This window comes from Pseudarthrobacter sp. HLT1-3, from assembly GCF_059383535.1.
Genome location: NZ_JBWZCJ010000021.1, coordinates 41,272 through 64,328, shown reverse-complemented (window position 1 = coordinate 64,328; position 23,057 = coordinate 41,272). Strand labels below are relative to the sequence as shown.

Annotated in this window: 21 protein-coding genes and 1 pseudogene; 13 read left to right on the top strand and 9 right to left on the bottom strand. The window is 60.7% G+C overall.

All coding sequences use genetic code 11. The features are described from left to right. Positions 1–21: 21 nt before the first annotated feature. Positions 22–1,380, bottom strand: a complete 1,359-nt coding sequence (locus AC50X9_RS17010) for an alpha/beta fold hydrolase (RefSeq protein ID WP_494895352.1) — start codon at positions 1,378–1,380, stop codon at positions 22–24. A 102-nt stretch (positions 1,381–1,482) separates the two neighbouring features. Here AC50X9_RS17010 and AC50X9_RS17005 point away from each other — a divergent pair, with 102 nt between their 5' ends. Continuing rightward, positions 1,483–2,436, top strand: a complete 954-nt coding sequence (locus AC50X9_RS17005) for a GlxA family transcriptional regulator (RefSeq protein ID WP_494895350.1) — start codon at positions 1,483–1,485, stop codon at positions 2,434–2,436. Between the two features lie 217 nt (positions 2,437–2,653). Here AC50X9_RS17005 and AC50X9_RS17000 read toward each other — a convergent pair whose 3' ends face one another. Next, the gene (locus AC50X9_RS17000; protein WP_494895348.1) at positions 2,654–3,592 is read right to left on the bottom strand and encodes a metallophosphoesterase; all 939 of its coding nucleotides are present in this window, start codon (positions 3,590–3,592) and stop codon (positions 2,654–2,656) included. Between the two features lie 309 nt (positions 3,593–3,901). On the opposite strand from AC50X9_RS17000, the gene AC50X9_RS16995 reads away from it, so the two are divergent. Then, a complete protein-coding gene (locus AC50X9_RS16995; RefSeq protein ID WP_494895346.1) occupies positions 3,902–4,840 on the top strand; it encodes an endonuclease/exonuclease/phosphatase family protein in 939 nt (312 codons plus the stop codon). A gap of 8 nt (positions 4,841–4,848) precedes the next feature. On the opposite strand, the gene AC50X9_RS16990 is transcribed toward AC50X9_RS16995, so the two are convergent. Next, entirely contained in the window at positions 4,849–4,971 is a 123-nt protein-coding gene (locus AC50X9_RS16990; RefSeq protein ID WP_494895344.1) for a hypothetical protein, read from the bottom strand. Positions 4,972–5,144: 173 nt separating this feature from the next. On the opposite strand from AC50X9_RS16990, the gene AC50X9_RS16985 reads away from it, so the two are divergent. Beyond that, the gene (locus AC50X9_RS16985) at positions 5,145–5,402 is read left to right on the top strand and encodes a hypothetical protein (protein WP_494895342.1); all 258 of its coding nucleotides are present in this window, start codon (positions 5,145–5,147) and stop codon (positions 5,400–5,402) included. On the opposite strand, the gene AC50X9_RS16980 is transcribed toward AC50X9_RS16985, so the two are convergent. Continuing rightward, positions 5,339–5,869 carry a DUF6994 family protein gene (locus AC50X9_RS16980; RefSeq protein WP_494895340.1) on the bottom strand — a complete coding sequence of 177 codons (531 nt, stop codon included), beginning with the start codon at positions 5,867–5,869 and terminating at the stop codon, positions 5,339–5,341. The two genes, AC50X9_RS16985 and AC50X9_RS16980, sit on opposite strands and share 64 nt — an antisense overlap. A gap of 66 nt (positions 5,870–5,935) precedes the next feature. Here AC50X9_RS16980 and AC50X9_RS16975 point away from each other — a divergent pair, with 66 nt between their 5' ends. The 3 genes from AC50X9_RS16975 to AC50X9_RS16965 all read left to right on the top strand — a co-directional run bounded on the left by AC50X9_RS16975 (position 5,936) and on the right by AC50X9_RS16965 (position 7,313). Further along, positions 5,936–6,187 carry a helix-turn-helix domain-containing protein gene (locus AC50X9_RS16975; protein WP_494895338.1) on the top strand — a complete coding sequence of 84 codons (252 nt, stop codon included), beginning with the start codon at positions 5,936–5,938 and terminating at the stop codon, positions 6,185–6,187. 161 nt (positions 6,188–6,348) lie between these two features. Further along, a complete protein-coding gene (locus AC50X9_RS16970) occupies positions 6,349–6,627 on the top strand; it encodes a hypothetical protein (protein WP_494895336.1) in 279 nt (92 codons plus the stop codon). A gap of 422 nt (positions 6,628–7,049) precedes the next feature. Then, positions 7,050–7,313 carry a hypothetical protein gene (locus AC50X9_RS16965; RefSeq protein WP_494895334.1) on the top strand — a complete coding sequence of 88 codons (264 nt, stop codon included), beginning with the start codon at positions 7,050–7,052 and terminating at the stop codon, positions 7,311–7,313. A 132-nt stretch (positions 7,314–7,445) separates the two neighbouring features. Here the strand turns inward: AC50X9_RS16965 and AC50X9_RS16960 are convergent, their stop codons facing one another. Both AC50X9_RS16960 and AC50X9_RS16955 read right to left on the bottom strand, forming a co-directional pair. Next, entirely contained in the window at positions 7,446–8,252 is an 807-nt protein-coding gene (locus AC50X9_RS16960) for a BRCT domain-containing protein (protein ID WP_494895332.1), read from the bottom strand. A gap of 161 nt (positions 8,253–8,413) precedes the next feature. After that, positions 8,414–9,691, bottom strand: coding sequence for a hypothetical protein (locus tag AC50X9_RS16955; RefSeq protein ID WP_494895330.1), 1,278 nt, complete (start codon positions 9,689–9,691; stop codon positions 8,414–8,416). A 433-nt stretch (positions 9,692–10,124) separates the two neighbouring features. Between AC50X9_RS16955 and AC50X9_RS16950 the strand changes: the two genes are divergently transcribed. The 4 genes from AC50X9_RS16950 (at position 10,125) to AC50X9_RS16935 (ending at position 14,434) form a co-directional block, all read left to right on the top strand. Further along, positions 10,125–10,784, top strand: coding sequence for a recombinase family protein (locus tag AC50X9_RS16950; protein ID WP_494895328.1), 660 nt, complete (start codon positions 10,125–10,127; stop codon positions 10,782–10,784). A 329-nt stretch (positions 10,785–11,113) separates the two neighbouring features. Then, a complete protein-coding gene (locus AC50X9_RS16945) occupies positions 11,114–11,980 on the top strand; it encodes a hypothetical protein (protein ID WP_494895326.1) in 867 nt (288 codons plus the stop codon). Positions 11,981–12,149: 169 nt separating this feature from the next. Continuing rightward, positions 12,150–13,286, top strand: coding sequence for a P-loop NTPase family protein (locus AC50X9_RS16940; protein ID WP_494895324.1), 1,137 nt, complete (start codon positions 12,150–12,152; stop codon positions 13,284–13,286). Positions 13,287–13,522: 236 nt separating this feature from the next. Beyond that, positions 13,523–14,434, top strand: coding sequence for a DNA-binding protein (locus AC50X9_RS16935; protein WP_494895322.1), 912 nt, complete (start codon positions 13,523–13,525; stop codon positions 14,432–14,434). Positions 14,435–14,470: 36 nt separating this feature from the next. On the opposite strand, the gene AC50X9_RS16930 is transcribed toward AC50X9_RS16935, so the two are convergent. The 3 genes from AC50X9_RS16930 to AC50X9_RS16920 all read right to left on the bottom strand — a co-directional run bounded on the left by AC50X9_RS16930 (position 14,471) and on the right by AC50X9_RS16920 (position 17,886). Continuing rightward, positions 14,471–15,076, bottom strand: a complete 606-nt coding sequence (locus AC50X9_RS16930; protein WP_494895318.1) for a hypothetical protein — start codon at positions 15,074–15,076, stop codon at positions 14,471–14,473. Between the two features lie 639 nt (positions 15,077–15,715). Then, positions 15,716–16,741 carry a hypothetical protein gene (locus tag AC50X9_RS16925; RefSeq protein ID WP_494895315.1) on the bottom strand — a complete coding sequence of 342 codons (1,026 nt, stop codon included), beginning with the start codon at positions 16,739–16,741 and terminating at the stop codon, positions 15,716–15,718. Continuing rightward, a complete protein-coding gene (locus AC50X9_RS16920) occupies positions 16,741–17,886 on the bottom strand; it encodes a GmrSD restriction endonuclease domain-containing protein (RefSeq protein ID WP_494895313.1) in 1,146 nt (381 codons plus the stop codon). Before AC50X9_RS16920 ends, AC50X9_RS16925 begins: the two co-directional genes overlap by 1 nt. 483 nt (positions 17,887–18,369) lie before the next feature. Here AC50X9_RS16920 and AC50X9_RS16915 point away from each other — a divergent pair. From AC50X9_RS16915 to AC50X9_RS16905, 3 genes and pseudogenes are all read left to right on the top strand, one after another. Next, positions 18,370–18,856, top strand: a pseudogene (locus tag AC50X9_RS16915) (recombinase family protein). Positions 18,857–19,232: 376 nt separating this feature from the next. After that, complete coding sequence (locus tag AC50X9_RS16910) at positions 19,233–21,401, top strand: KAP family P-loop NTPase fold protein (protein WP_494895311.1); 2,169 nt, start codon at positions 19,233–19,235, stop codon at positions 21,399–21,401. Between the two features lie 991 nt (positions 21,402–22,392). After that, positions 22,393–23,046 carry a hypothetical protein gene (locus tag AC50X9_RS16905; RefSeq protein ID WP_494895309.1) on the top strand — a complete coding sequence of 218 codons (654 nt, stop codon included), beginning with the start codon at positions 22,393–22,395 and terminating at the stop codon, positions 23,044–23,046. Positions 23,047–23,057: the final 11 nt, after the last annotated feature.

Here is a 23,057-nt window from a genome sequence, read left to right as displayed (position 1 = left end):
GAGTCACCGGCTTCCTCCGTCCTACGGTTTGAGCGGGCTGGCAGTCCGCACGGCGGAGACGACGTCGAGGATCCCCCGCGCGGTTGCGGCCGCATCCTCTTGGTCGGTGACAAGTGATGCATGGGTGGCCCCGTCGACGACGCGGTGCAGGCTGTTGGCTGAGAGTGAGGCCAGGGCTTCCTGCGAGGCGTCCCAGCCAGGCTGGCTCCCACTGCCTGCTGTCAGAACGACCAGCGGCTTGTCGGCGAAGTTCCTCAGGGCCGCAGCCTGCTGAGCCGAGGAACCCGCTTGGATGTACTCGTCCATCGTGCTCCGCAGGTGGCTTGGTGTCACACCCAACAACCTGCCGAGCCCCAGTCGCGCTGCGGCCGAGACGAACGCGGAGACACGGCTCTTCGTGTCCTCGGAGTCGGAACCTGTGGGATGTGCTGATTCTGTTGCCGGGTCTGTTGCCGGGACGGTCGAGTCCACCAGGACCAATCCGGCCACATCCTCGGGGTAGCGGTCAGCGAAAGTCAGTGCGTAGAGGCCCCCGAATGAGTGGCCGGCCAGGACATATGGTCCCGGAACGTTCCCGCGCTGCAGCAATTTGTGGAGATCTGTCGCTATCTGGGCGCCGTCCTGAACGGTGTTCGCCGGTTCGCTCCACCCACGTCCGGCCCGGTCGTAGACGCACACCCGGGTGTCACGGGCAACAAGCGGTGCGATGAATGCGAGGTCAGACGACATTAGGCCTGCGCCGGGTTCGATCACGACAGTAGGGCTGCCGGAACCGGTGCAGTTCACGTAGAGGCGGTGTCCGCCGACGTCGATCAGCTGGCCCTGCGCCGGAGATGCCCCTGCATCCACCGCTTCGCGCACCGTTTCGTAGCCGCTGCCCAGCGAAGCCAGACCCAGCATCGCGATCACCGGGTAGAGCAGCACGCGCCCGCTCCGGCTTCGAAGCTGCCGATGAGCCCTGGCCGCCATCCAAACCGCTAACACCAGCAAGGCGGGAGGCCATACCCACGTGAGCGTCTCGTGCATTGGGGAACCGAACGCCACCAGCAGGAATCCGCCCAGGCCCAGGAAAAGCGCTGGAGCCACGGCCCATCTCTGTGGTTGATCCGTGAACCGCACCGACAACACCGCCACCATGGCCCACCCCGAGGCAAGCCCCAGCAGGATGGCGCCGGTCACGCCGCTTTCGGTTGCCGGAATGAACGGGGCGGCGGCCAGCAGTAGTGCAGCGAGGACCCCGGTAACCAAAGAGCCTGCCACTGCCCAACCCGGGTGTCCCTTCGGTGAAGGACCAGCGCCGGGCGGACGGTCCTGGCCCTTGGATGTGGGGCCCGTGGGAGTGGTAGCCGTCAATTCCTGCACCGCCGGAAAGTTTGTCATGCGCCCATGCTGTCATTCACCGGCAGCGGAAATGCGGGGCAAAAATGCCCTGTATGGAAAGGATCCTGCCCCTCCGGTGCCTGGGTGGCTACAGTGGGCCCTATGCACCGAGTCGTCGCCCTGGCACTGCCGGAAGTGGTCGCTTTTGACCTTGCCATTCCTGCGCAGGTTTTCGGTCACGAAGATGAACGGGGACGGTACTCCTTTCGGGTCTGCGCAGCCCAACCTGGCCTGGTGCCGACAACCTCCGGGTATTCCATCCAGGCCCGGGATGGTTTGGACGCCCTCCTGTCCGCGGATACGGTCGTGGTGCCCGGCTACGCACCGCTCAACGATCCGCCCGCAGAAGTCTGCGAGGCTCTGCGTCAGGCAGCGGCCAACGGAGCCCGCGTGGTGTCGGTGTGCACAGGCGCCTTCGCTCTCGCTGCGGCGGGTCTCTTGGACGGCAAGCGGGCAACCACCCACTGGAAGAACGCCGAACGCCTTCAAACCCTGTACCCGGCCGTCACCGTCGACGCAGACGTCCTGTACATAGACCAAGGCAGCGTCAGCACCAGCGCCGGGGTCGCGGCAGGCATAGACCTATGCCTGCACCTGGTCCGCAAGGACTATGGAACCGAGGCGGCCAACAGCATTGCACGAAGGATGGTCGTGGCCCCGCACCGGGAAGGAGGCCAGGTCCAGTTCATGGACCGTGCGGTCGCCGCACCAATGGCCCTCTTCGCCGACACCTGCGCCTGGGCCAGGCAGAACCTGGCTGAACCGCTCACAATGAACGAGATGGCCGCCCATGCCGGGTGGGCACCTAGGAGCTTCGCACGGAAATTTACGGCCGAAGCGGGGATGACACCTTTAAGGTGGCTGAACGATCAACGCATAGCCGAAGCATGCCGGCTCCTGGAAACCACTGACCTTACAGTGCAGGCGGTTGCGTCAAGGACGGGACTGGGAACGACAGCAAATTTCCGGCTCCACTTCACCCGGAAATTCAACACCACACCCTCAAGCTACCGCCGTCTCTACCAAGGCAGGAACCGGCAAGCTGCGCCAGCCTAGAGCCCTTCATACCGGCGAATCCAGATTTCTGGATACGCCGTTATGCAAGCGGATACAGACAGCAGCTCCAACTCGTGGTCGCCCCGGCCAGGACCTGCAGGCCGGATTTAGAAATTGGGAAATTCCCATCCGGTAGAAAAGTCCGGGGATGAAAGCGGGGCCGAGCACATGGCCCGTCCCCGCTTTCACGCGAATGTCGGAGTTGTCCGAGCGTGGCCTACTTGGAGGCGAACTTCAGCTGGCGGTCGGGCTCGCGGCCGTAACCGTCGATGACAAGACGGTCTTCGTGGACTTTGACCACTGAGTAGGCGTTGGAGCCCTGCTCCACCATGCCCTCAAGGTTCACGTAGTGGATGCCGTTGCGCAGTTCGTAATTGCCCACGTGGTTGTGACCGTTCAGGTAGGCAACAACGCTCTGGTGCTTCTCCATGGTGGCGATGATGGCCGAGTCGTTCCAGGCGTTGTGTTCGTTCACGGGAGCAACCGGCATGTGGCCCAGGACCACGGTCTTTTCGCCCTTTGCTTCTGCGTCGGTGAGCACGCTCTCGAACCAGCGCATCTGCTCCTCACCGACCCCGCCGTTCCAGGACTGGGCGTTGCTGTCACCCTCCCACGTCTTCGAGGCCAGGATGGTCTCCGCCAGTTCATGCTTGGGGGACTCAGGAGCGTTCGCGTACGTGCTGATGTCGTTGGTGTCGAGGGCAACGAACCGGAAGCCGTCCCGGCTGAAGTCGTAGTACTGATTGGGCATCCCCAGAATGTTCTCGACTTCGTCGGTGTACACGGGGAAGTCGTGGTTGCCCAGCAAGTGGTGCCGTGGACCTTGGATCTGCTCCCAGACAGGAAGGATCTTGTCGAAGCTCTCCTTGTTCTTGTCGATGAGGTCACCGGTCTGGATGGTGAAGGCCACGCCTTCTTTGTTGAATGTCGTGGCCGCCTCGGACAGCTTTTGCAGAGATCCACGGTAGTCGCGGGTTCCTTTGGTGTCGCAGTCGCAGTACTGGGCGTCGGCGACGACACCGAACTCAAAGAGAGGCTTACCTTCGCCGGTCGCAGGGGCCGCCGTGGCCGGGGACAGGGACAGCGCGGTAGCGGCCGCGCCAAGAGCCAAAGTGGCAGCCAAAACCGGGATGAAAAGTTGTTTGCGGGTGCGCATTCGTGGTTCCTTACCGTTCATGGGGGCCAATTTGCCAACCTGGGCCTTGCGCCGGCAGTCGCCCCGGACCGACGGTACGGGGAACGGGTGAACCATGAACGACGGAGCAGGGCCGAACAAGAGAACACCCCGTTACGCAGACGCGGGGAGGAGGTCGTGCTGCAAACCCGTCAGGGATGGGCCCTTTGCGGGGCTCGTGCTTTTTCGCCCGTGCCTTTGCCCTTGCCGCTGTCAGGGTTCCTCCTCGGGCTGGCAGTCGGGTCCGGTGCGCCTGCTTGCATCACGCTGTCCTTCTGCTTGCATGGAGGCATGACTGAGCAGCCGCCGGCGGCAGTAACCGAAGACCTGGACCGCCTCAAGGCAGCCCTGGCCGCCGTTATCCCCGCCCGGACCGAGTCGAACCTCCTGGTCGGGACCTGGAACATCCGTGCCCTGGGCGACCTGACCGCGAAGTGGCTGGCCGGGCCAAACGACTCGCCAAGACGGGACTGGCACGCCATCGCCTGCCTGGCCACGGTGATTTCCCGGTTCGACGTCGTCGCCGTCCAGGAGTCCCGCCGGAACCCGGTGGCCCTGAAGCGGCTCCTGGCGACCCTTGGCCCGCACTGGCAGGTCATCATCTCGGACGCCACCGAAGGCGCCGCCGGCAACGGTGAACGCCTCGCGTTCCTGTACGACAGCACCCGGGTCCAGCCCTCGGGCCTGGTCGGGGAGATCGTGCTGCCCCCGATAGGGGATGATCCCCAGCGCCAGTTCGCGCGCACCCCGTTCACGGCCAGCTTCTCCCGCGCCGGGGTGGAATTCACCCTCGCGTCCGTCCACGTCCTCTGGGGCAAGAAACCCGCCGAGCGCCTGCCGGAAATCACCGCGTTCGCCCAGTGGATGCATGGCTGGGCCGTCCGGCCCAACGACTGGAACTCCAACCTCATCGTCCTCGGTGACTTCAACCTGGACCGGATCGGCGACCCGCTCTACGAAGCGTTCATCTCCACAGGTCTGTGGCCGCCGACCGAACTGAATGCGGTCCCGCGGACCATCTTCGACGACGATAAGACCCGACACTTCTACGACCAGCTGGCATGGTTCTCCAAACCCGATGGCACCTCCCTGCTCCGGGGTCTGACCTACGCGCAGCGGGCCGGTTCCTTCGACTTCATCCCGCACGTTTTCCCGGGACTCACCCGCAGCGACGTGTCCTGGCGGATCTCGGACCACTACCCGCTCTGGTGCGAATTCCTGCTCGACTGAGACTCGTTTTAGCAGGAGTCAGTAGTAAGCTGTCGGCGTTTCATCTCAGTGGAGACGAACATCCCGCGCATTCCGGTCACCGCGCCGCCGTCGATGCGGTTGAGCAGGTAGTCGGGCGGGAGCGTATCCACCAGCCGGGCTGCTCCGCCGGAAGCTGCTGACAGTCACGTACATCCGCGGGCCTGCAGGGCGGTGCGCCGTCCAGCCGATATGCTGGAGGTACCACGTGCACGTCGCGTGACCTGGGAGCAGCGGGCAGGGTCTTTATGAGCTGGCAGAGACCATCCGCGACCGAAGGACACTTATGTCAACAACCACCCAGGACACCACACCTCGCAGGACCAGGAATCGGGTGAGGCATCCCCGGTTCAGCATTGGTGAGCACGTCCGCTTCGCTGAAGGGTCGGTCAAAGGCACCGGCGTCGTGGATGCCGCCACGGAGGACTTCTCGATCATCTGGCTTTGGACGGACGGCGGCAACGGCCGCAGGATGTTCCTTCAGGGACTGGGGACGATCATCGAATCCACGGCGGACCCTGATGGTGAGCAAGAGTCGGCCTGACTCGGCAACAGGCCGGTAATCCTCGACCAGCGCCGTGAGGGACTCCACGAGCTCACCCCCGGACCTTCCCTGGTCCAGAAGTCCGCCTTTCGGACCGGCCAGATCATCGCACTGCCGATAGTGTACTGAGGACTCAGGTAGCGGAGCTTCTGCTCGTCACTCAGCCCGGCGATGGCGTCGACCAGAGCCTTCGACCTCGGCTTCTTCGCCTCCACCCAATCGGTGTAGGAGCTGGTGATGGCATCGCTGCCATAGCAATGCCTCTTATTATCGGCATCCGTGAAGATGAGGTACTCGCTCCGGCGGGTTGTCACCTTCGGGGCGAAAATCTTCTCGGACAAGGGCAGCTTCTTGCTCCACAACAGTTCATGGTCCGCCCGGAGCGTCTGGCTGTCCCTGTCGGCGTCGGGTTTGGTCGTCGAAGGGGTGTCCGTTTTGTAGTCGAGTGTGGTGTCGAAGACGCGCATGATCGAAAGTGTATGTGCACGTCAGGCTTACGGCCGGAGCGACCCGGCCACACATAGGATGGTCCGGTGACCGACGAACCCCAGAAGCTGCGCTTCCTGACCATTGCCCAGGCGGCCGAAGAGCTGAATGTGAACCAGAACCAGATCCGGGCCCTGCTCAGAACAGGGGAGCTTCGCGGAATCCAGGTCGGCGGAAGGGGCATCTGGCGCATCGGGGCCAGCGACATTGAAGACTTCATCACCGAGGCCTACCGGCGCACCGCCGAACGGATTGCCGCCGGTGAGCTCAAGGATGATTCGGAGTCTGATAGCGAGTAGTCAGCTTCGTTGACGGATGGCTGATGCACGAGCCGACGGCCGGCAGTATTCCGCGTCCTGGCGGGGAGATTTTCGTTGACCAGTACCCGCCGATCGCCACCTCCGGGACACGCCCGCCGCGGGTCCGCAAGACTGTCAGTGCTCGGGAGCACCATGGATTTATGACGGCTCCAACTGTCGAGGCAGCCATCCACGAACTGATGGATTTCGCTTGGAATGTTGTCTATGACCTGCTCGAGCGGCGGGGGCTGCTCGGTGATGGGTTGTTCGTCGAGGAGTACACCGGGATCCATTCCTGGGTGGAAGACCTGACCCGGTACACGGTGGTGCACTCCCGGACGTCCGGGGTCCTGTTCGTGGACACCCGGCCGGTAGACGCCATCGTCTTCCATCACGACCTGCTGGGCGCCGACGACCCGAAAAGCTTCTGCTGCCTGTAGGAGGCGTAGGGGAGATTTCTGCGGAGGGCGCAGGGGGCAGATACTGGACGAATGTCACTCGGTTACGAGCTCATCAACCCGCCGGCGGCGGGCATGAACACGCCTTCAGTCCGGACGTTCATCTAGGCGCCGGAGGAAAAATGCCAACAGAACGCCTGTCTGTTGGCACGAGGGTTGGCTATGCTCCGCAAGCCGGAACCCGGTTGGAAATCTGCTGTGAACTGAAAGTCAGCTCGTCCGCCGACGATGGACGGTGATGGCTGATGCCATTGACAACCTGCCAGGCCGGGAGTAACACAGCGAGTAGGCGGTCCAATTCTGGGGCGCCACAGACAGTTGTGCGCGCGCCTTCGAAGATCAGGGGTCTATGACGTTCACAGTCCCAGAAGGAACAGCGCGGCACGCTTCAAAGGAGAAGCACCATGGCCGTTGCAACCATCCTTCACCGTGTCGCCGATTACGACGCCTGGCGCAAAGTCTACGATTCCGTCGCCGACATGCAGAAAGAGGGCGGGGTGACCCAGGAGTCGGTGCACCGGATGGCCGATGATCCGAATAATGTCCTGGTCATCCATCATTTCGACAATGTGGACACCGCCAGAGCGTTTATCGACCGAGACGATCTAAAGGAAGCCCTCCATCGCGGAGGCGTTCAGGGCGCACCGCGCATCGAGCTCTTCGAGTAGCTGCCGATTCCAAAAGTATGCACACCTTGGCGCGACCCCAGGCTGACCAAGCGCCATACGGCCGCCGTCGTTGCCGTGCGTTCGCAGGCGGCTCCCCATGCCCAGGATTCCGAGGCACTGTCCGACTCAAGCTCACGTAATTCCGGGGAAGAAGGGACCCCACGTCAGGGCCACATCGTTTTCAGCGCAGAGTGGTTTCCAATGGCTTGCGTCCCAGGGTTTCCGTTCGAGGACGAGAAAGAGCTTCGGACGGAAGCCGCGGCCCTTCATCCGGTGGCCGTAGTCCAGCACCTGTCCTAGGCCATGCCGGATTTGGAAGGCTTCGTTCCCCTCTGTGTTGCTTTTGACCTCTGCGACACCGACCGTGCCATCGCCGAGCTTCCATGCCAAATCGAAGTTGCACCTCCTGTCGAATGGGGACAGCGGTGTGAACCCATGCATGCCCAGCAGTTTTGCCAGCGCGTCCTGTGTTGCCGAGTGGGCTTTGAGCCCCCGTTCCATGATGTCCGGATCACGGTAGTGCTCGCCGTCTCCCTGAAGCCCGCCGGCGAAAGTACCTGCCCGGTATGGGGCGCCTGCCAGCCCACCTTCCGCTGCGTTCGCCCGCGCTGGTGCATCGGCGACGTTGGGCTTTAGAGCCGGGGCAGGGAGGCTGGAACGGAGCCCAAGGAAGCCCTCCGTGTCGATGATCTGGATATGGTGGCCGGCCCGTTGCATCTCCGCGGTCTGCTTTTCCTTCGTGCCGAAGTTCCCGTACTTCCAGTGGGGGCTCCAGCCGCGGACCAGGACGTCGGTGCTGGACTTGTTGACCCAGTCCTTCACCCGGCTGGCGCCCATCTTCAGGGCGATCTCCGTCAGCTCCGCTTCGCTGTAGTCTTCGATCTTTCCGGTGAAGACAACTTCCTTGCCCCGCAGGTCGTAAACCCATTCGCTTGCCATGCAGTGATCAAACTGCACGGCTCAGTGAGGTGCAAGTAGCGCGGCCGCGAGGGGCAGATGTTACGCATGGCTGGAAGATGGTTGGGCCGGAGGACCTTGATCAGATTTCGCCTAAAAGCGGCAGCGTAAAGCTTGAGGGATGAGCGTGGCACAGCAGGCAATCAGAACGCGGGAAACATACCGAAGGATGCGCCGGGAGGGTGTTGACGTCGATATGCGGTGAACGGTGTGAGCTCTTCGAAGGTGCGCTCAATCAGCTCGTTCTTCGGTATGCGATTTCTCCCAACCGTTTCTATAACCGACTGCCTTAGACTCCACGTCGCCAGTTCCGGGTCAACGACTATTTTCAGCAACGCTGTGCCCACTACTTCAGGAGAGAGCGCAGCTATGAGTTCGATGTCTTCGAGTGCAGCGGTCAGAACAGGAAGATCAGGGGAGCCGAACCGTTCCCTCATGTCAATATGATTTGCCCCGAACATGGGTTCCGCAGTCACGACAAGCCCTATTAGTGGCCGATCAGAGGGGATATGTGCAAAGGAGGGGTTTCCCGCGCGGATTTCTGCAGCATTCTTAGCAAGCTGCCCATAGGCGCGGCCAATGTATCGCTCCAGCAAGGTATCTGCCGCTTCGGTCCCAGCCTTGGCTTCAAGACTCATGCGGGCGGATTTACACTCGATGAGTACCGTAGCGGCCGGAGTTATGAGGAACCAGTCGGAGGAGAGCATTCGTCCGGAACGAGGCTTGGTCCATGAGAATTCTGGATGCACTTCATGGTGGCCAGTGTGCCTAAGCTGCATCCCCGTGTACGACTCAACCCTAGCGCCGAAAGCCGGGCCAAATGACTGCCCCCACTGAGCCACTCCACGGTAGTAGAGGTTTTCAACAGAAAAGGAGGTGCTGATGAACTTTGGCTGCGGTGCATATCGTAACCCCTCGTCCAACGCAACGAACGGCCGCTCCACAAGGGGATTGAACGCATACCTGTGGAGCGGGGGAGGTAAAAGACGAACCTCGCTACTTCTCACCTTGGCCTGAGGGACGGTCGTAGTCAGAAGATCCAGCACATGCCGAAAATCTCTCCCCGGCACCAGACCCTCCATCGGCCGATAGTCATCCGATAGCGGGAACTGAGGATCAAAAGTACCTGCGTGTGTGGCAGTAAGAGCAGCGAGCATGAACGATGCAGTCATAGCAGTCTTAAGGGGAACGCCTATGTAGGCAGCCCAGTCCCGAGCATCTGGAACGTTGTAGCGAGGCTGAACTTCAGTCTTCGTGAACAGGAGATAGGCACGCGCCGTCTCGTGCTTGAGGGACTTTTGGTACACGGCCTGTTCGTAGACGTAGCCGGACATCATTCGGAAAATATCCTGCAGTTCCTGATCCGGTTCGTGGGAGTTCACGAAAAGGTTGCACATATGCTTTATGGCTTCCTCAGTCACTGGCCGGTGCCGTCGTTCATCGCTATGAACCATGCAGTCGCGGGCCATCGCCGCGTAAGCCCAAGGCGGAATGCCACTAGCCCACTTTTCGAAGTCCGTCTCGTAGGTTTGCTCTGCGGCACGAGCGGCAATCTCGGGAATCAACTCAGATGGAGCATGCCGCCGAGTCGCCTGGCGAAAATCGGAGTACCGGTTGTACCGATCCTGCCCTTGATCCCTGTCCCACATATCAAGAATTTACCTGTTCCCGGCGCTGGCACCGCGGGCATTCGCACTCGGCGTATCCGTCTCAGGAACTCTAGTTAAGGGGGAATCTCGCCTGGGACCTGATTTACCGCCGTTTCAGTGTCACAGCTGTCTCGTACAGTCTGTCTCATCGGGTCGTCTTGAAACTCCTTAAGGACTTACGAGACGAGACAGAGCGGGGGAACGCATGAAACTTGGGTACGCGCGGATCAGCACCAGTGACCAGAACGCAGCCATGCAGGTTGAGGCTCTCATCGCGGCGGGGGTTGCTGAGGACAAGATTTTCCTCGACGAGATGTCCGGAGCGAAGTCGGCACGCGAACGGCCCCAGATGGCCAAGCTCCTGGACTACGCCCGCGACGGGGACGAGATCTTCTGCTGGAGAATCGATCGTCTCGGCCGGTCCCTGGTCGATGTCATCAACACGGTCAACGACATCACTTCCCGCGGCATCAGGCTGCATTCGATCATGGACGGGGTGGACCCTTCTACGGCCCACGGACGGCTTCAACTGGCCTTGTTCGCCAGCCTTGCCGAGTACGAGCGCGAGCTGATCAACGAAAGAGTCAGGGCCGGGGTGATGGCTGCGAAGGCCCGGGGCGTCCGGTTCGGCAAGCCGGCGCCCAAAGCGGAAACGGTGGAGAACAAGGTGCGGCTGTGCCGACAGATGATGTCAGAGGGGATGTCGTCGATGGACGCGGCGGAAGCGGTGAATTGGTCCAAGGCAACCATGTACCGCTATCTGAAGCAGTTCGGAGCGGAAGGGCCCGTGACCGGACCAGTCCGGACCCGCCAGGGTGCATCCAAGTACGCCGGCAATCGTCACGAGCCGGCAGCCCGCGACTGAGGCCTACGCATGGTTTCTTTCAGAAGCCATTGGGGAAACATGACCAGCCAGAACACCGTTCGACAGATAGCCGGCGGCGGCCAGTACACAGTTGGGAATGGCCGTCTCGGTGTCGCGTAAGCCGACGGGATCGCGGGCCATGGGACCGGACAAAAAGCCCTTGCCGCCAGCGCTGATCTGGCAATAACCTGTGCGGACGTGCCGGGTGTCCGGCGTGACGCTGTGCGGTACGACCGCTGTCAGGGCTACGGCCCGTTACTCAACGCACAGGTCTCCTCAGCCTCGAACTGGGTGTGCGGCTCCCGATCCACAACTCATCGGAGACGACCATGGCCCACAAACTACCCATCGCAGCATCCATCTTCACGCTCACAACTGTTCTTGCCTTTGGGATCAGCACCCCGGCACATGCCGAACCCTCGATAATCTTTGAGCTCAAAACGACGGTCGATGCCACCGAAGTCGGAGGAAGCGTTGTCACGCCATTGCGCATCCTCTACTCGTATGACCTCGCCCTGGCTCCCGGAAGCGGTCCATTCGGATCATCGGGCGACGGAACATATGAGAGTTACGGGCCGCTCAGGATGTTTATCGTCGAAGTGGGAAAAGAGTGCGCGTCCATGTCAGGAGACGGTACCGGCGCCACAGTCTTCAACAACGCGGGCCCCGACGAGGACTCGATCGACGTCCGGGCTGCAGGCGCCGCGGTTGCCGGCAAGAAGCTATTTGGCCTTGACTTGAATCTCGTCAGATTCCTGCTCGCCGATTTCCAAGGCACCATGTTCGATTCGACGGCGCTGCCGGCATCCCCGAGCTACGCCGATGCATCCGACGTTCAGCAGACCGTAGTCGAGTTCATCGACGCTAATCACGTCCGGACACGGCTGGATCCCGGAGATGCGCCCTACCAACTCTCCACCTTCGACCCGGTACAGACCATTTCTGCCCTCCATGACGACGTCCTTGAGAGTCAGGTGAGCGAAAAGATCAAGGCCAAACTGGTCGCCCCGTTGGAGGAAGCAGCCGCGCTACTGGGCGGCGCGCTCACCCAGAAAAACGTCGCTAAGGCACGTGGTGCGCTTGAGGACTTCATCAAGGTTGTCCATACGAACCGCAAGCAGCTTGGACAAATGGTCGCGGACTCATTGACATTTTCTGCCCAGCTGATCCGGGATGACCTGCCTTTGTGCGCCTGATCAGGGCCCTGGCCGCCGACAGCCTGTGCCCAAGCGCCGGCGGCCAGCCGCTCCGGTGCCTGGACGGCACACCACTGAATGCATCGCCGGGCGGTGAGAGGGTTTCCGGACTCCGCACACATGAGAGGTAGCAAAGGGCAACAGCCCACCTACCTCTTAGGAGAACATCATGGCCTCGATCCACAAATTCCCCGGCTCCCCGTTCCAGCGCGCACTTGCCGCTGGCGTCCAGGCCAACGTCCCCACCGGTGTTATCGGTGAGCCCGGCCAGGGCAAGACGGCCACCATGGAATCCTCGACCTCCGGCTGGGGCCGTCACTGCGAAACCGTGATCGGCTCGAACCGTGAAGCGACCGACTTCCTCGGCGTGATGATCGAGGATGAGGGCGCGATCAAGTACTCGTCCTTCCAGTGGGTGCAGAACCTGAACCGCGCCGAAAAGGGTCTGCTCCTGCTCGACGAGTTCAACACCTCGGCCCCGTCCACGATGAAAGGCATGCTCCGCGTCGTGCAGGAACGCTACGTCGGCGACACGAAGCTCAACGACTCCGTCTCCATCGTGGCCCTGATGAACCCGATCGACACCGCGGTGGACGCCTACGACCTCCCGGCCCCGATGGCGAACCGCATGATGCACCTGAAATGGGTTTTCGATTCGACCAACTGGCTCGAAAACGTCGGCACCGGCTTCCAGAACACGACGCCGCTTCCGCTGGCGGACATGCTGGCCGCTGACCCGGTCTCCCGCAAGGCCGCTGTCTCCGCCGCCGTGACCACGTTCCTGAAGATCAACTCGAAGTTCATGACCCCGCCGGTTCCCACCGACGCCGTCAAGGCCGGTGGCGCGTGGCCGTCCCCGCGCTCCTGGACCAACGTGATCAGCGTCCTGTCCCACCTGGACCGCTACGACGAAGAAGCCGCTTTCCTGGTCGTCGAGGGTCTCGTCGGCGAGGGTGCCGCCACCGAATACTTCTCCTGGCTGGCCTCCGCTGACCTGCACGACCCGATGGAAGTTATCGACGGCACCGTGCAGGTGAACTGGAAAGAGGAACGTGCTGACCGCCTGTTCGCCCTCGTGCAGGGTGTGACGGCACTGGGCCTCTCCGGTGACGGGGACCTGTGGCGCAAGGCGGCAATCGTCCTCGCCAAGTGCGCCGAGGGCGGCAGGCCGGGCGTGGCGTTCCCCTCCGCACAGAAGCTCGCAAACAACCTGCCCAAGGGCGTCGCCGGTCTCCCGAAGCGCTTCGCTGAAGCTTTCATGGAACTGTTCGGCAACACGAAGTACAAGGTGGCACTCGCCAAGTAGGATTCACGGAGAATGGCCCCCGGCATCGCGTCGGGGGCCATTTGTGTTTCTCAGGGTCCGGGAACCTCATTGCAGACCCGGCCGCACCGGCCCGGGCGCCAGCGAGTGGCGAACCCCGGCAATGACACCCGGGAATGCTCGGCGTCATACTTGCGTCATGTGCACGGACTGCGGCCCCGGTAACACGGGTAGCGGGTAACGTTGATACCATTGATACCCCTCCGAAGGAGCCCAGGATGAGCGAGAGCCCGGTCGAGCAGGAGTCCGCGGAACGACGTGCCGCCGAGGCCGCTGAGGCACTGGCAGCGGAGGGAACCCCCGTAACCGGCAGGGCTGTCCGCGCCCGGTCCGGAGTGCGGATGGCCGTTGCTGTCGAGGCTGCCCGGATCTGGAATGAGCGCGAAGCCCGTGCCGGCCTCGTGCCGGATCCTCCGCCGGCCGTCGAGGCAAGGTTCGCCGCACTGTGGCGCGAGGCGTTCACCATTGCGCGGGGCGAATTTGAGCAGGCCCGGTCCGGGTGGCAGGCCAAGCTCCAGCAGTCTGAGGCAGAGCGCAGCTCCATGGCCGAGGACGTGGAGCAACTTGAAACCCAGCGCGATGAGGCTCTGCGGGTCGCCGCAAGGGCGCAGGAGCAGGCCGATGCCTCTGCAACAGCTGCGGCCGAGGCCCTGACCGCCCAGCGATCCCGCGCTGACAAGGCGGAAGCAAGCAATGAGACGATGGCAGATGAGCGCAAGCGCCTGATCGCAGAGCGGGACCGGCAAAAAGCGGACCTCGAAAAGGGCCGGACGGCTATTGAGGCCGCGCGGCAGGAGACAGCGGTCGCCCGGAGCGCAGAAGCTGAGGCGCGGCAGGCACGGGTGGCAGCCGAAGCCGGGGCATCGGAACTGAGGGCCAGGCTTACGGAGACGGAGACGTCCCGGGACAACGCCCAGCGGACGGCCGACCGGTACCAGGCTGAGTCCGCCGAGGCGGCCAGCCAGGCGCAGGCAGCCGGCGCTGAAGCGGCGAAGGCGGTCCAGGATCTGAACATAGAGCAGGGGCGCCGCGAACACGCCGAAGCAGAGGCTCAGCGCCTCCGTGTGGAACTGGCGACCGCGCAGGAGCGCATCCGCAGCTTGGAGACCGTCAAGAAACAGGAGAAATAGGGGCTCCATCTTTGCGGGCCCCGGCGTGTGACAGGCTCAGGATCCGAGGACCACGACGAATAACGGGACGGCAATCAGACCGAAGGCCAGAGGTACCCCGGATACCCAGAGGGCAGCGACGGCCCAGCGCCGGTCCACCCGCTGGCGGACCGCTTTGATGGCAACGACGACCGCGCCGAGCACCAGCAGGAACGAGATGACTAGCAGGAGTTGAGCGTCATCGCTGGCGTTCTGCTCCACGAGGGTGCACGAGAGAACACAGAAGGCATCCCACCAGAGCCGGACCCCGAGATAGACCCCGGCTGTGCCGATGGCGGCGGCGATGAAAGCGGTCCGTCCTGAAATTATTTTCCCCATACCGCTAATCATGCGTCGATAGGCAGGGTATGAGCATCGATTCCCAAGGCGCGCCAGCCCAAAGGCATTCCCGTCGGCGGCCAGTTCGCCGCCACCACCACCCACGCCGAGGTTCTGGAAGTCCGGAAAGGCCTCCAGATTGGTCTGGAAGTTGGAAAGTCCGCTCGCGCCGGGGCCGCTGCCGTGCAGCCAGACCAGAGGCAGGCCCTGGCCAGCGATGGACACGTGCAGGGCGGTGTCACCGACATCGACCTGTTGCGACCTGGTCTCCAGTGTTGACGTCATTGTTGACCGCCTTTGTCCCGAAGGACGTGGTGTCCGTGATGAGGGAAGTGAAGCGGCCCTCAAGATCGGCGGGCGATGTCCCCCGAAGCAGATAGTCGACTACCTTTGCGGACCTGTTCAGCGCGGGCATCGGCCCCCATTTCATTCCATGCTTCGTTGAAGACGGACACGTTCCCTGGGTTGGCACCGATGCTGCAATTGGCGAAGTCCTTGAGGTCCCGCGGGTTTGCTCCGGGCGGGCCCTCGGCGCTGAAGACCTAGCCGCGACTCAGCAGGCGCATTTACGGTCTGCTGCGCATTAAAACCTGCCTGCCCCGGTCGTCTTCGGCGGAGGCACGCTACTATTCCGGAGCTCAGGCCGAGCCCCACTAGCCGCAAATGCTCTCTGATGAACCTGTCGACGCGAGCCAGCTTGAGGATGCCGAGTGCGAGATCCTGCGTCATTCGTACAAGTCAGGGGGACTCTCATACGCCGCCGCCGGTAGCTCCTTTCGCTCCGCCTAGGGCCTTTCAACTGGCGGCATTTTTGTGATCGCTCGGAGTCGCACTTCCAGGCTTTGCATCGTCTCGCATGGCATATGTTCCGGCACAGGTGGGTTTTGAGACACTTGAGGCTAAGAGTGCGGCCTAACCCCGTTCCTACCACTTGACTTGGGCTGGCCAGAGATCTTTCCATTCCGTCGGAATGACATATACCTTCGAGTTTTCGGCGTTCGCCGGAACATCAGAAACTTGAGCAGAGACGTCCATGTCGACTCCAGCAAACGCTGCCTCGTCCAATGAGCATCCGTCGTTTTGAAGGGCCGTCACGTAGTGCGAAGTACTCCACTCATCTTTTATCAGCAGCAATTGATCTCCGACCTTGATGGAGCCTCCGGTAAAGCGAATGCCTATACGTCCAGTCCACGTCTTCACAATCGTGCCGATAGGCGAAAGTTGTTTCTGACTTAGAAGCTGAAGGAGGGCTAAGTGGGCAACTCGATTAATTGACCGGAGATAGCTGCTCACGATCTCGACGTAGGCAGCCAGCAGCCCGGGATCGATAAGGTTGTCATCGCCGTACGAGTGTGCTAGATCATTCCGGCGTTGAACGAGGTCTTCGAGGAACGATTCGTAGTTGGCAAATCCAACCTTGGTTAGTTCGTCGGCGGGCAGATTGGTTGGAAGGCCTGCCCCTATATCAACCCCAAGCCGGTTGAAAAGCATCTGAACGTAGGGCAGGCGGTAGTTCGCGGTCGACAGGGTAAAGACTTCCGGAATTAGTTGCGTTGAAGCGTCGGGTTCTTGGCCGAGCGCGTGGAGTGCGCTTCGTTCTACGACTTTCGTTCGGGTGCGCGCCCTGTCACCGTCACGTAAACACGTCAGGATCAAATCCCGATGGTTTTTCCGTACGACGTCCGGTACGTCGTCGAGGCGGACGTAGATACGCCCGTATGCCGCAGCTATAGCAATCAAAACGGAGTCTATTGTCTGCTCCATGAGCCCATAACAGCTGACTATCGTCGTCGAATACGTGGCACGTCTCGCACGACGGTCATATTCCTGCAAGGCGGTGGGATCGGTGCCATACCGAACAGCCAAGGCGTCGGTCAGGACGTCATAAAGTTGCAGTTCGGCTTTCAGGCGGTGGATTGCCACGGCCAGGCTCTCCAGAAGTGCCTGCATCAGCTGCGAGTGATGACCTGAAGCAACAGGTTCTCGATAAGAGTGTCCCGCTGGGCCAGGTCTTGAGGGTCAGTGCGCCGCCCATCGAAAGCAGCCGAGTTCTCGTCATAGAGGTCTGCCAACCCTCCAAGGACTTCTTCTCGTCGATCGTAGAGTACGTCAGCGGACGAAATATGCCTACTAAATGCCGCCATCACTGAGTCGTATGCCAACAGAGTCGATCTCGGAATCCAGGATTTGACTCCATTGCGTTCACGCCGAATATAGAATGCCCGTTCGCCGAGAACTGCTTCGACAAGATCAATTGTTTGGACGAAGATTGATCCGATTTCCGCGACCAGTTCCGGGGTGAATCGGCGATTGGCGTTCTTCCAGTACTCATCGAGGAAGGTCCTAAGTCGTCGAGGCCCGCTCTCCGCTCCGCGTTGTCTATGCGCGAAGAACCGCAAGACCATTTCCACGTCTTCCATTTGACGATAACGCTCGTTTTGGAGCACCTCGTCGCTAACTCCACCCGTCTCAAGCTCGGATTCATCTGGTTCTGGAATACGCCATGCTCGGCAGAAGCTTGGCGTACGAGCCAGAGGGGGAAGAAGCTCGTTGAGGGGGCCTTTGCTCAGGGCATTTCGGGATTCTTGAGGCGTCAGATGTTCGCCCCCGCTGTTGATCCGCTCAAAAACAAGCTGTTTGAGCTGGTCGGCCTGGTCGGCCTTTTGTGCCGTCTCGTAGAGCAAGACGATGCTCGAAAGGTACCGGCGATCAATCCCCTGCTTGAGCTGGAGAGGCAGTCCCTCATAGGTCCGTCCTTCAAGAACTTGCCAGTGCTCGAGGTCGGTGAGCACGAGCTCGTTCTTGTAGAAAGCATCGAGCGCAGTAAGCCGCTGAAGCCCGTCCATTACTTGGTACTTCGAGTATTCGTACTCGTACAGAAAAATAGGAGGCACCGGCACGTTCATGATGAAGGACTCAATTAGCCGGGACTGCTTACCTTGGCTCCAACGGCTGCGCCTTTGGAAATCAGGTTGCAGTTCCCAACGACCGGAACCTAGAACTGCAGAGAGTTCGGCTAGTTGCGTCCGAGCTTGATCGGTGACGATTCGGATTTCTCCCGTGATGTAGCGCGCGGCGATTTGCTCGTCGGTCATTACGGGCTCTGCATCGACAGGGGACGGACCAAGGTCTAGGACCTCATCCTTAAGCAGATTGCCTAACACTTCGCTCCATCCGCTCGTTGTGTAGTTTTTTTGATACTACCCTCGGCGGTGATGTCAGGGCCTTAGGCGGACCAGATGAACCAAGGTTTTGTTTGTTATAGAGACGTGTCTCATATGCCTTGGGATACGAGGCGTCTCGCTGGCCTGGCGACCGCCACAGAGGCAATCCTCTAATTTTCGCGGAATTGTGCGGATTCGTCCGCGGCCGCCGATTCCCGTAACTAGGTTTCGGAACCTTCCGTTTGCATCGGCGTATTCACCGCTAATTACGAGTCACGTCTGAGAAGCCCGTGACGAAACTGGTCGGCCACGCACGCGTTTCGACACGCACGCGTTTCGACGCGGCAGCAGTCCACCGACCGGCAGCAGTTCCCGCGGATCTCTGGCCGCGGGCGACCGACGCGATGACCTTCTCTGCAGCTCGAGGAGCTCGGCGCGACGCGCATCTACGTTGACCACGGGCTTACCGGAACCAATAGGGACCGTCCCGGCCTTCGTGAGGCGCTAGCCGCCTTTAGAGGCGGGGACGTACTCGTAGTCGCCAAACTCGACAGGCTCGCGCGGTCATTGCCCGACGCCCGCGACATCGTAGAGGAGCTAACAGCAATGGCAGTCAGCCTTCAGCTGGGCACCTCGGTCCACGACCCCAAGGACCCCACCTCGCGCCTTCTCTACAATACCTTTGCAATGATGGCCGAGTTCGAGGCCGATTTGAACCGGTCCCGGACACGCCAGGGGGATGCAATTGGCCAAAGCCAAAGGAAAACTCCGCGGGCGGTAGCCGAAGCTGAATCCTAAGCAAGAGGGGCACCTGGTGTCACTTCACGCAGCGGGCGAACACACCGTCAGCGAGATCGCCGAAACGCAACCTGACACCTGGTTGGCGATGCAGGCGCTGTGAAGCGAGTTATTCAGACAACCATCGAAAGATTCTGCCTGCACAGCTGCCGGTGAACGAAAGGCGCCTCAGCACCCGGCAAGACCCTTAGGACTCAACCCGGGTTTTCGCGGGTCGATCCTCGATTGTGCCCCGGCCAACGACTGACCAGAGTCTCTTGTGCCAGCTGGATTCCCTGCACCAAGCCGGCTGCAACCGCTGGTGACGGTCATTTCAGTTATAGCCGCCGTTGCGGCCGCGGAGAAAGCAATCTTGGCCGTAGCCGAAATCGGAGATTGGTGATGCCAAGCGAGCGAACCGGGCAGAGGACCTTTCTTGGGGCCTGGACTGAGAGTTGATCGCAGAATTTGGAATTCGAGGTACATGGGAGAATCGGCCCATGAACGTAACTGTCGATGGCTGGCTGAGCGATGACCCCATTTCCGGAGACACCCCCGAATCGGATTTGTTGGGGATGGAGGGCTTCGTGGAGTCGTCACTCGAGTTGCTGAAACGTATCCGCTCCCAGAGCGAGTCCTCGGTGATCGCGCTCATCGGGCCGTGGGGAGCGGGCAAGACTAGTGTGTTGAACCTCCTCACCAGCAAGCTGGCAGGCATTCCCGCCGATGCGGGGCGTGGTTGGGTTGTAATCAACTTCAATCCTTGGCACTACCAGGACCTGCCGTCTCTGCAGGAAGGCTTCTTCCGTGAGCTTGACAAGTCGGTGCCATCCGGCAAATCGTGGAAAAAGGTCCGCAATTCGATTAGCGGATTCAGCCGATCCATCGCTCCGATTTCCAGCTTGGCGAGTCTCGCGGGCATTGATCCGTCCAAGGCAGTGGCAGGCGTAGCGGAGTTAATAGCTGCCGCACCGAGCGTCGCAGAGTCCAGAAGAGCAGCAGAAATCGCTCTGCGCAAAGCCGGCAAACCGGTTCTCATGATCCTGGACGACCTGGATCGGCTGGCGCCTGAAGAGTTGCTCCTGGTTTTCAAGCTCATCCGGCTGATTGGGCGTTTGCCAAATATTTACTACCTTGTCTCCTACGACGAAGAGACCTTGCTCGACGTTTTGAGCCGCACGGGTCTCGTCGGCGCAGAGGACCCACGCCGGGCCATCAACTATCTCGAAAAGATCGTTCAGGTTCGGCTTGATCTTCCGCCGTTACTGGCCGAGCAAACCTCGAGTTGGGTGGACGGGGCAGTCAATTCATTTGCGAGCAGGTTCAGCATCAGTCCCAGCTCCGAAGAGCTGAACCGTTTCACCTGGGCCTACCGCGGCCACATAAGGCACAGGTTGGACACGCCCCGGGCGATCAAGAGATATTTCGGACAGATCGACGCTTTTTTCGATCAGGTCAAAGACGAGGTGGACTGGGTCGATTTCCTGCTCGTGTCTTGGCTCCGGACGGCCGAGCCGCTCGTTTACGACCTGATGATCAGGGAGCGGGACGAGCTGCTGGGCACATCCGAGGCTGTTATGAACGCGCATAGCCTGTTCGGAAATCGCGAGACGTACAGCAAAAAGCACTGGTCGGCGAATTTGACTGCCTCGCGCGTCTCGGAAAACCATGTTGATGGCGTGGCATACGTTCTCGGGCTGTTGTTTCCGCGGTTTCAGTCCGCGTGGCATGAGTCGCAGACAGAACACTCGTCCCGGGCCAAGGCTGGCCGGATCTCGAACCCCGACTATTTCGACCGTTTCGTTTCGTTTCAAGTACCGGAAGGCGACATTTCAGATGCGCTGGTCAGGATTGCCTATCAGCAGATTATTGACGGTGTACCAGGTCCGCACTTGCTCCGCGTTGGATCGGAGTTTGCTGCGAAGACGGACATCCTTGTAGATAAACTCGAGAATCTCTTCGAGGAGCGAAAGCAGGGTGGGGTGCAGCTGCTCGAATGGTTGGCTTCTCAATACAGCCTTCTAAGTGATGAATACGATCTCGTCACCCCAAGGACCCGAGTTCAATACGCTTCACAACGCGTTTATCTTTCCCTTCCGGCCAGAGACGTTGTGGCAGCGCTTGAATCCGCTGCACAGCATGAAGAGGGGCTGGCGCTCGCATCATTCTGGATATACGCCGCGACGGGAACGGATCGGTTTCTTACCCAGGACACTCCTGAACGACTGGCAGCCCATGCTGATGCCCAAGGGAGATTTCTGAAGCTCGTCCAGGAAGAGTTCGACAAACTTAGGAACCTGAGTCCGCTGGACTTCCCCGTCCACGTTTGGAACCTTATCTGGGACTGGATCAGGCTAGACGAGAATGGCGCGAGAATCTGGTTGCAGGCCGCCATCCAGGAAGGGGCATGGCCGATGCTCGACGTTGCAGGCAGCTTTGTGGTTGCACAATCGTCGGTGGGAAGCGCGGGCGCCAAACGAACGCTCCGAAGCCTTGAACTTGAAGCACTGGACCGCATGGTCGGTCTGAATCGGGTCTACGAGTCCCTTGGCTCGGAAATTGAAGGTGTCGATGGCTCGCCTTCGAACATCGGCGAGGTGACTCCGAATTCGCGACGTCAGTTCGCTCTCAAGATGCTCAAGAAGGAGTGGCTAAAGAGTCAGTCTTAGGGCGAGGGATTCGTGCCTGATTGACCCTTCCGTGCCTTGTTGCCCTGGAGCACGACAACTCTAGGACGGGCATTTCAGCGAGGATGCGCCACAACGGGTCCAGGCCCTTCGGAGTCTGCGCCATCGTATGTCCGGCCCCTTGGTCAATCCGATACCAGGGGTAGGCGTTCCACGCTGTGACATCCTGCGGCAGAATGCCTCGGGAAGGGAACAATACGTCGCACCGCAGGACAGCCGTGTCGTCGGCGCTCTCGAAGCAGAGCATCCCCGACCCCATTGTCTCGTGGGTCTTCGGGCCGGGATCCCGAAGGATGCTCAGGGATTCCCCCCTCGGAGCCTCCGTGGAGCGGTGCAATGTAAGGCACGTAGCCGCGTCCGCCTGGAGAATCTGCCTCGCGGAGTATTTCGATGAGTGTGTTGATCCGGCTCACATGAGCGTTATGGACCCTGGCGAACTGGTCAGCCCTGAATCCGTCGTCCTTCATCCGCTTGCTCATGCGACGAGAGGACACTGTCGGCATCTCATGAACTTCAGGTTGCCGCTGCGTGTTCTCATCTACCCAAAACCAGCCGTACGCCGACTGCAAGGTGTCTCACCAAATCCGTCTCACTTATGCTGTCCCACGAATCCACGAGGGGAAATGACATTCCCCCGGATCTAGCGTCCGGCATGGGACTTCTACTCGGATGTCAGGATGTCGGCCAGCCAGCGACCAACGCCGCCCGATGACGTTAGACGAGCTCATCGAAGCTGGCGTCAAAGTGAAGCAATCTACCTCAATCAGGTGTCCGGAACGAAATCGGCACCCCGCTTCCCGATCGCTTCCGGCAATATGTGGGAGCTGCAAACCTGCAGCGAAGGGAACTGAGCACGGACATGACACCGCCGTACCGACGACGCGATCAACTTGACTAGAGTTCTTGAAGAACTACAGCAAAGTAGTCCAACGGCGTCGGGACCAAGTTAGCCACGTCTCAGAAAGGAACCACAGTGAGCGTCGACAGGCAGCAGATCAAGACACGCCAGCGAGTACGTGATTTAGCCGAGGTCTACACCCACGAACGTGAGGTCAAGGCCATGCTGGATCTGGTAGCCGGCATGTTCCCTTCTGAGGCGGACCCGGGCAATCATGACCGGAAGTTCCTCGAACCTACGTGTGGCAGTGGAAACTTCCTTGAGGAGATCCTCCGTCGAAAGCTGGCGACGGTGACCGTTCGGCGGTACGGTCGGGGTGAGAAGTACGAGCACAGAATCGTTAGATGCCTAGCATCCATTTACGGAGTAGACATCGACGCTGAGAACGTCGATGAGTCTCGGGGTAGGCTCAGGGCGCTCATCGTTTCACACCTCGACAATGACCTCAACACCAAACCTCCAACCGAAGCATTGGCATCGGCAATCGAAGCCATCCTGGAGACAAACATTGTCTGCGCAAATACGCTAACCGACGCTAACCGAATTGAACTGGTCGAATACCGGCCTAGTCTGGGCGCGACATTTATTCGTGAATGGTCCTTCTTGAACGAGTTCACGGTGGATGGTCAATTAGAGTTGTTTGGCGACACGCCTGAAAAACGTCGGGACGCAGTACCTGTTCACTACGGACAACTGGCAGCGCATCCAGAGCCCTTCGCGGGGCGTTAACAGCCGGCGTA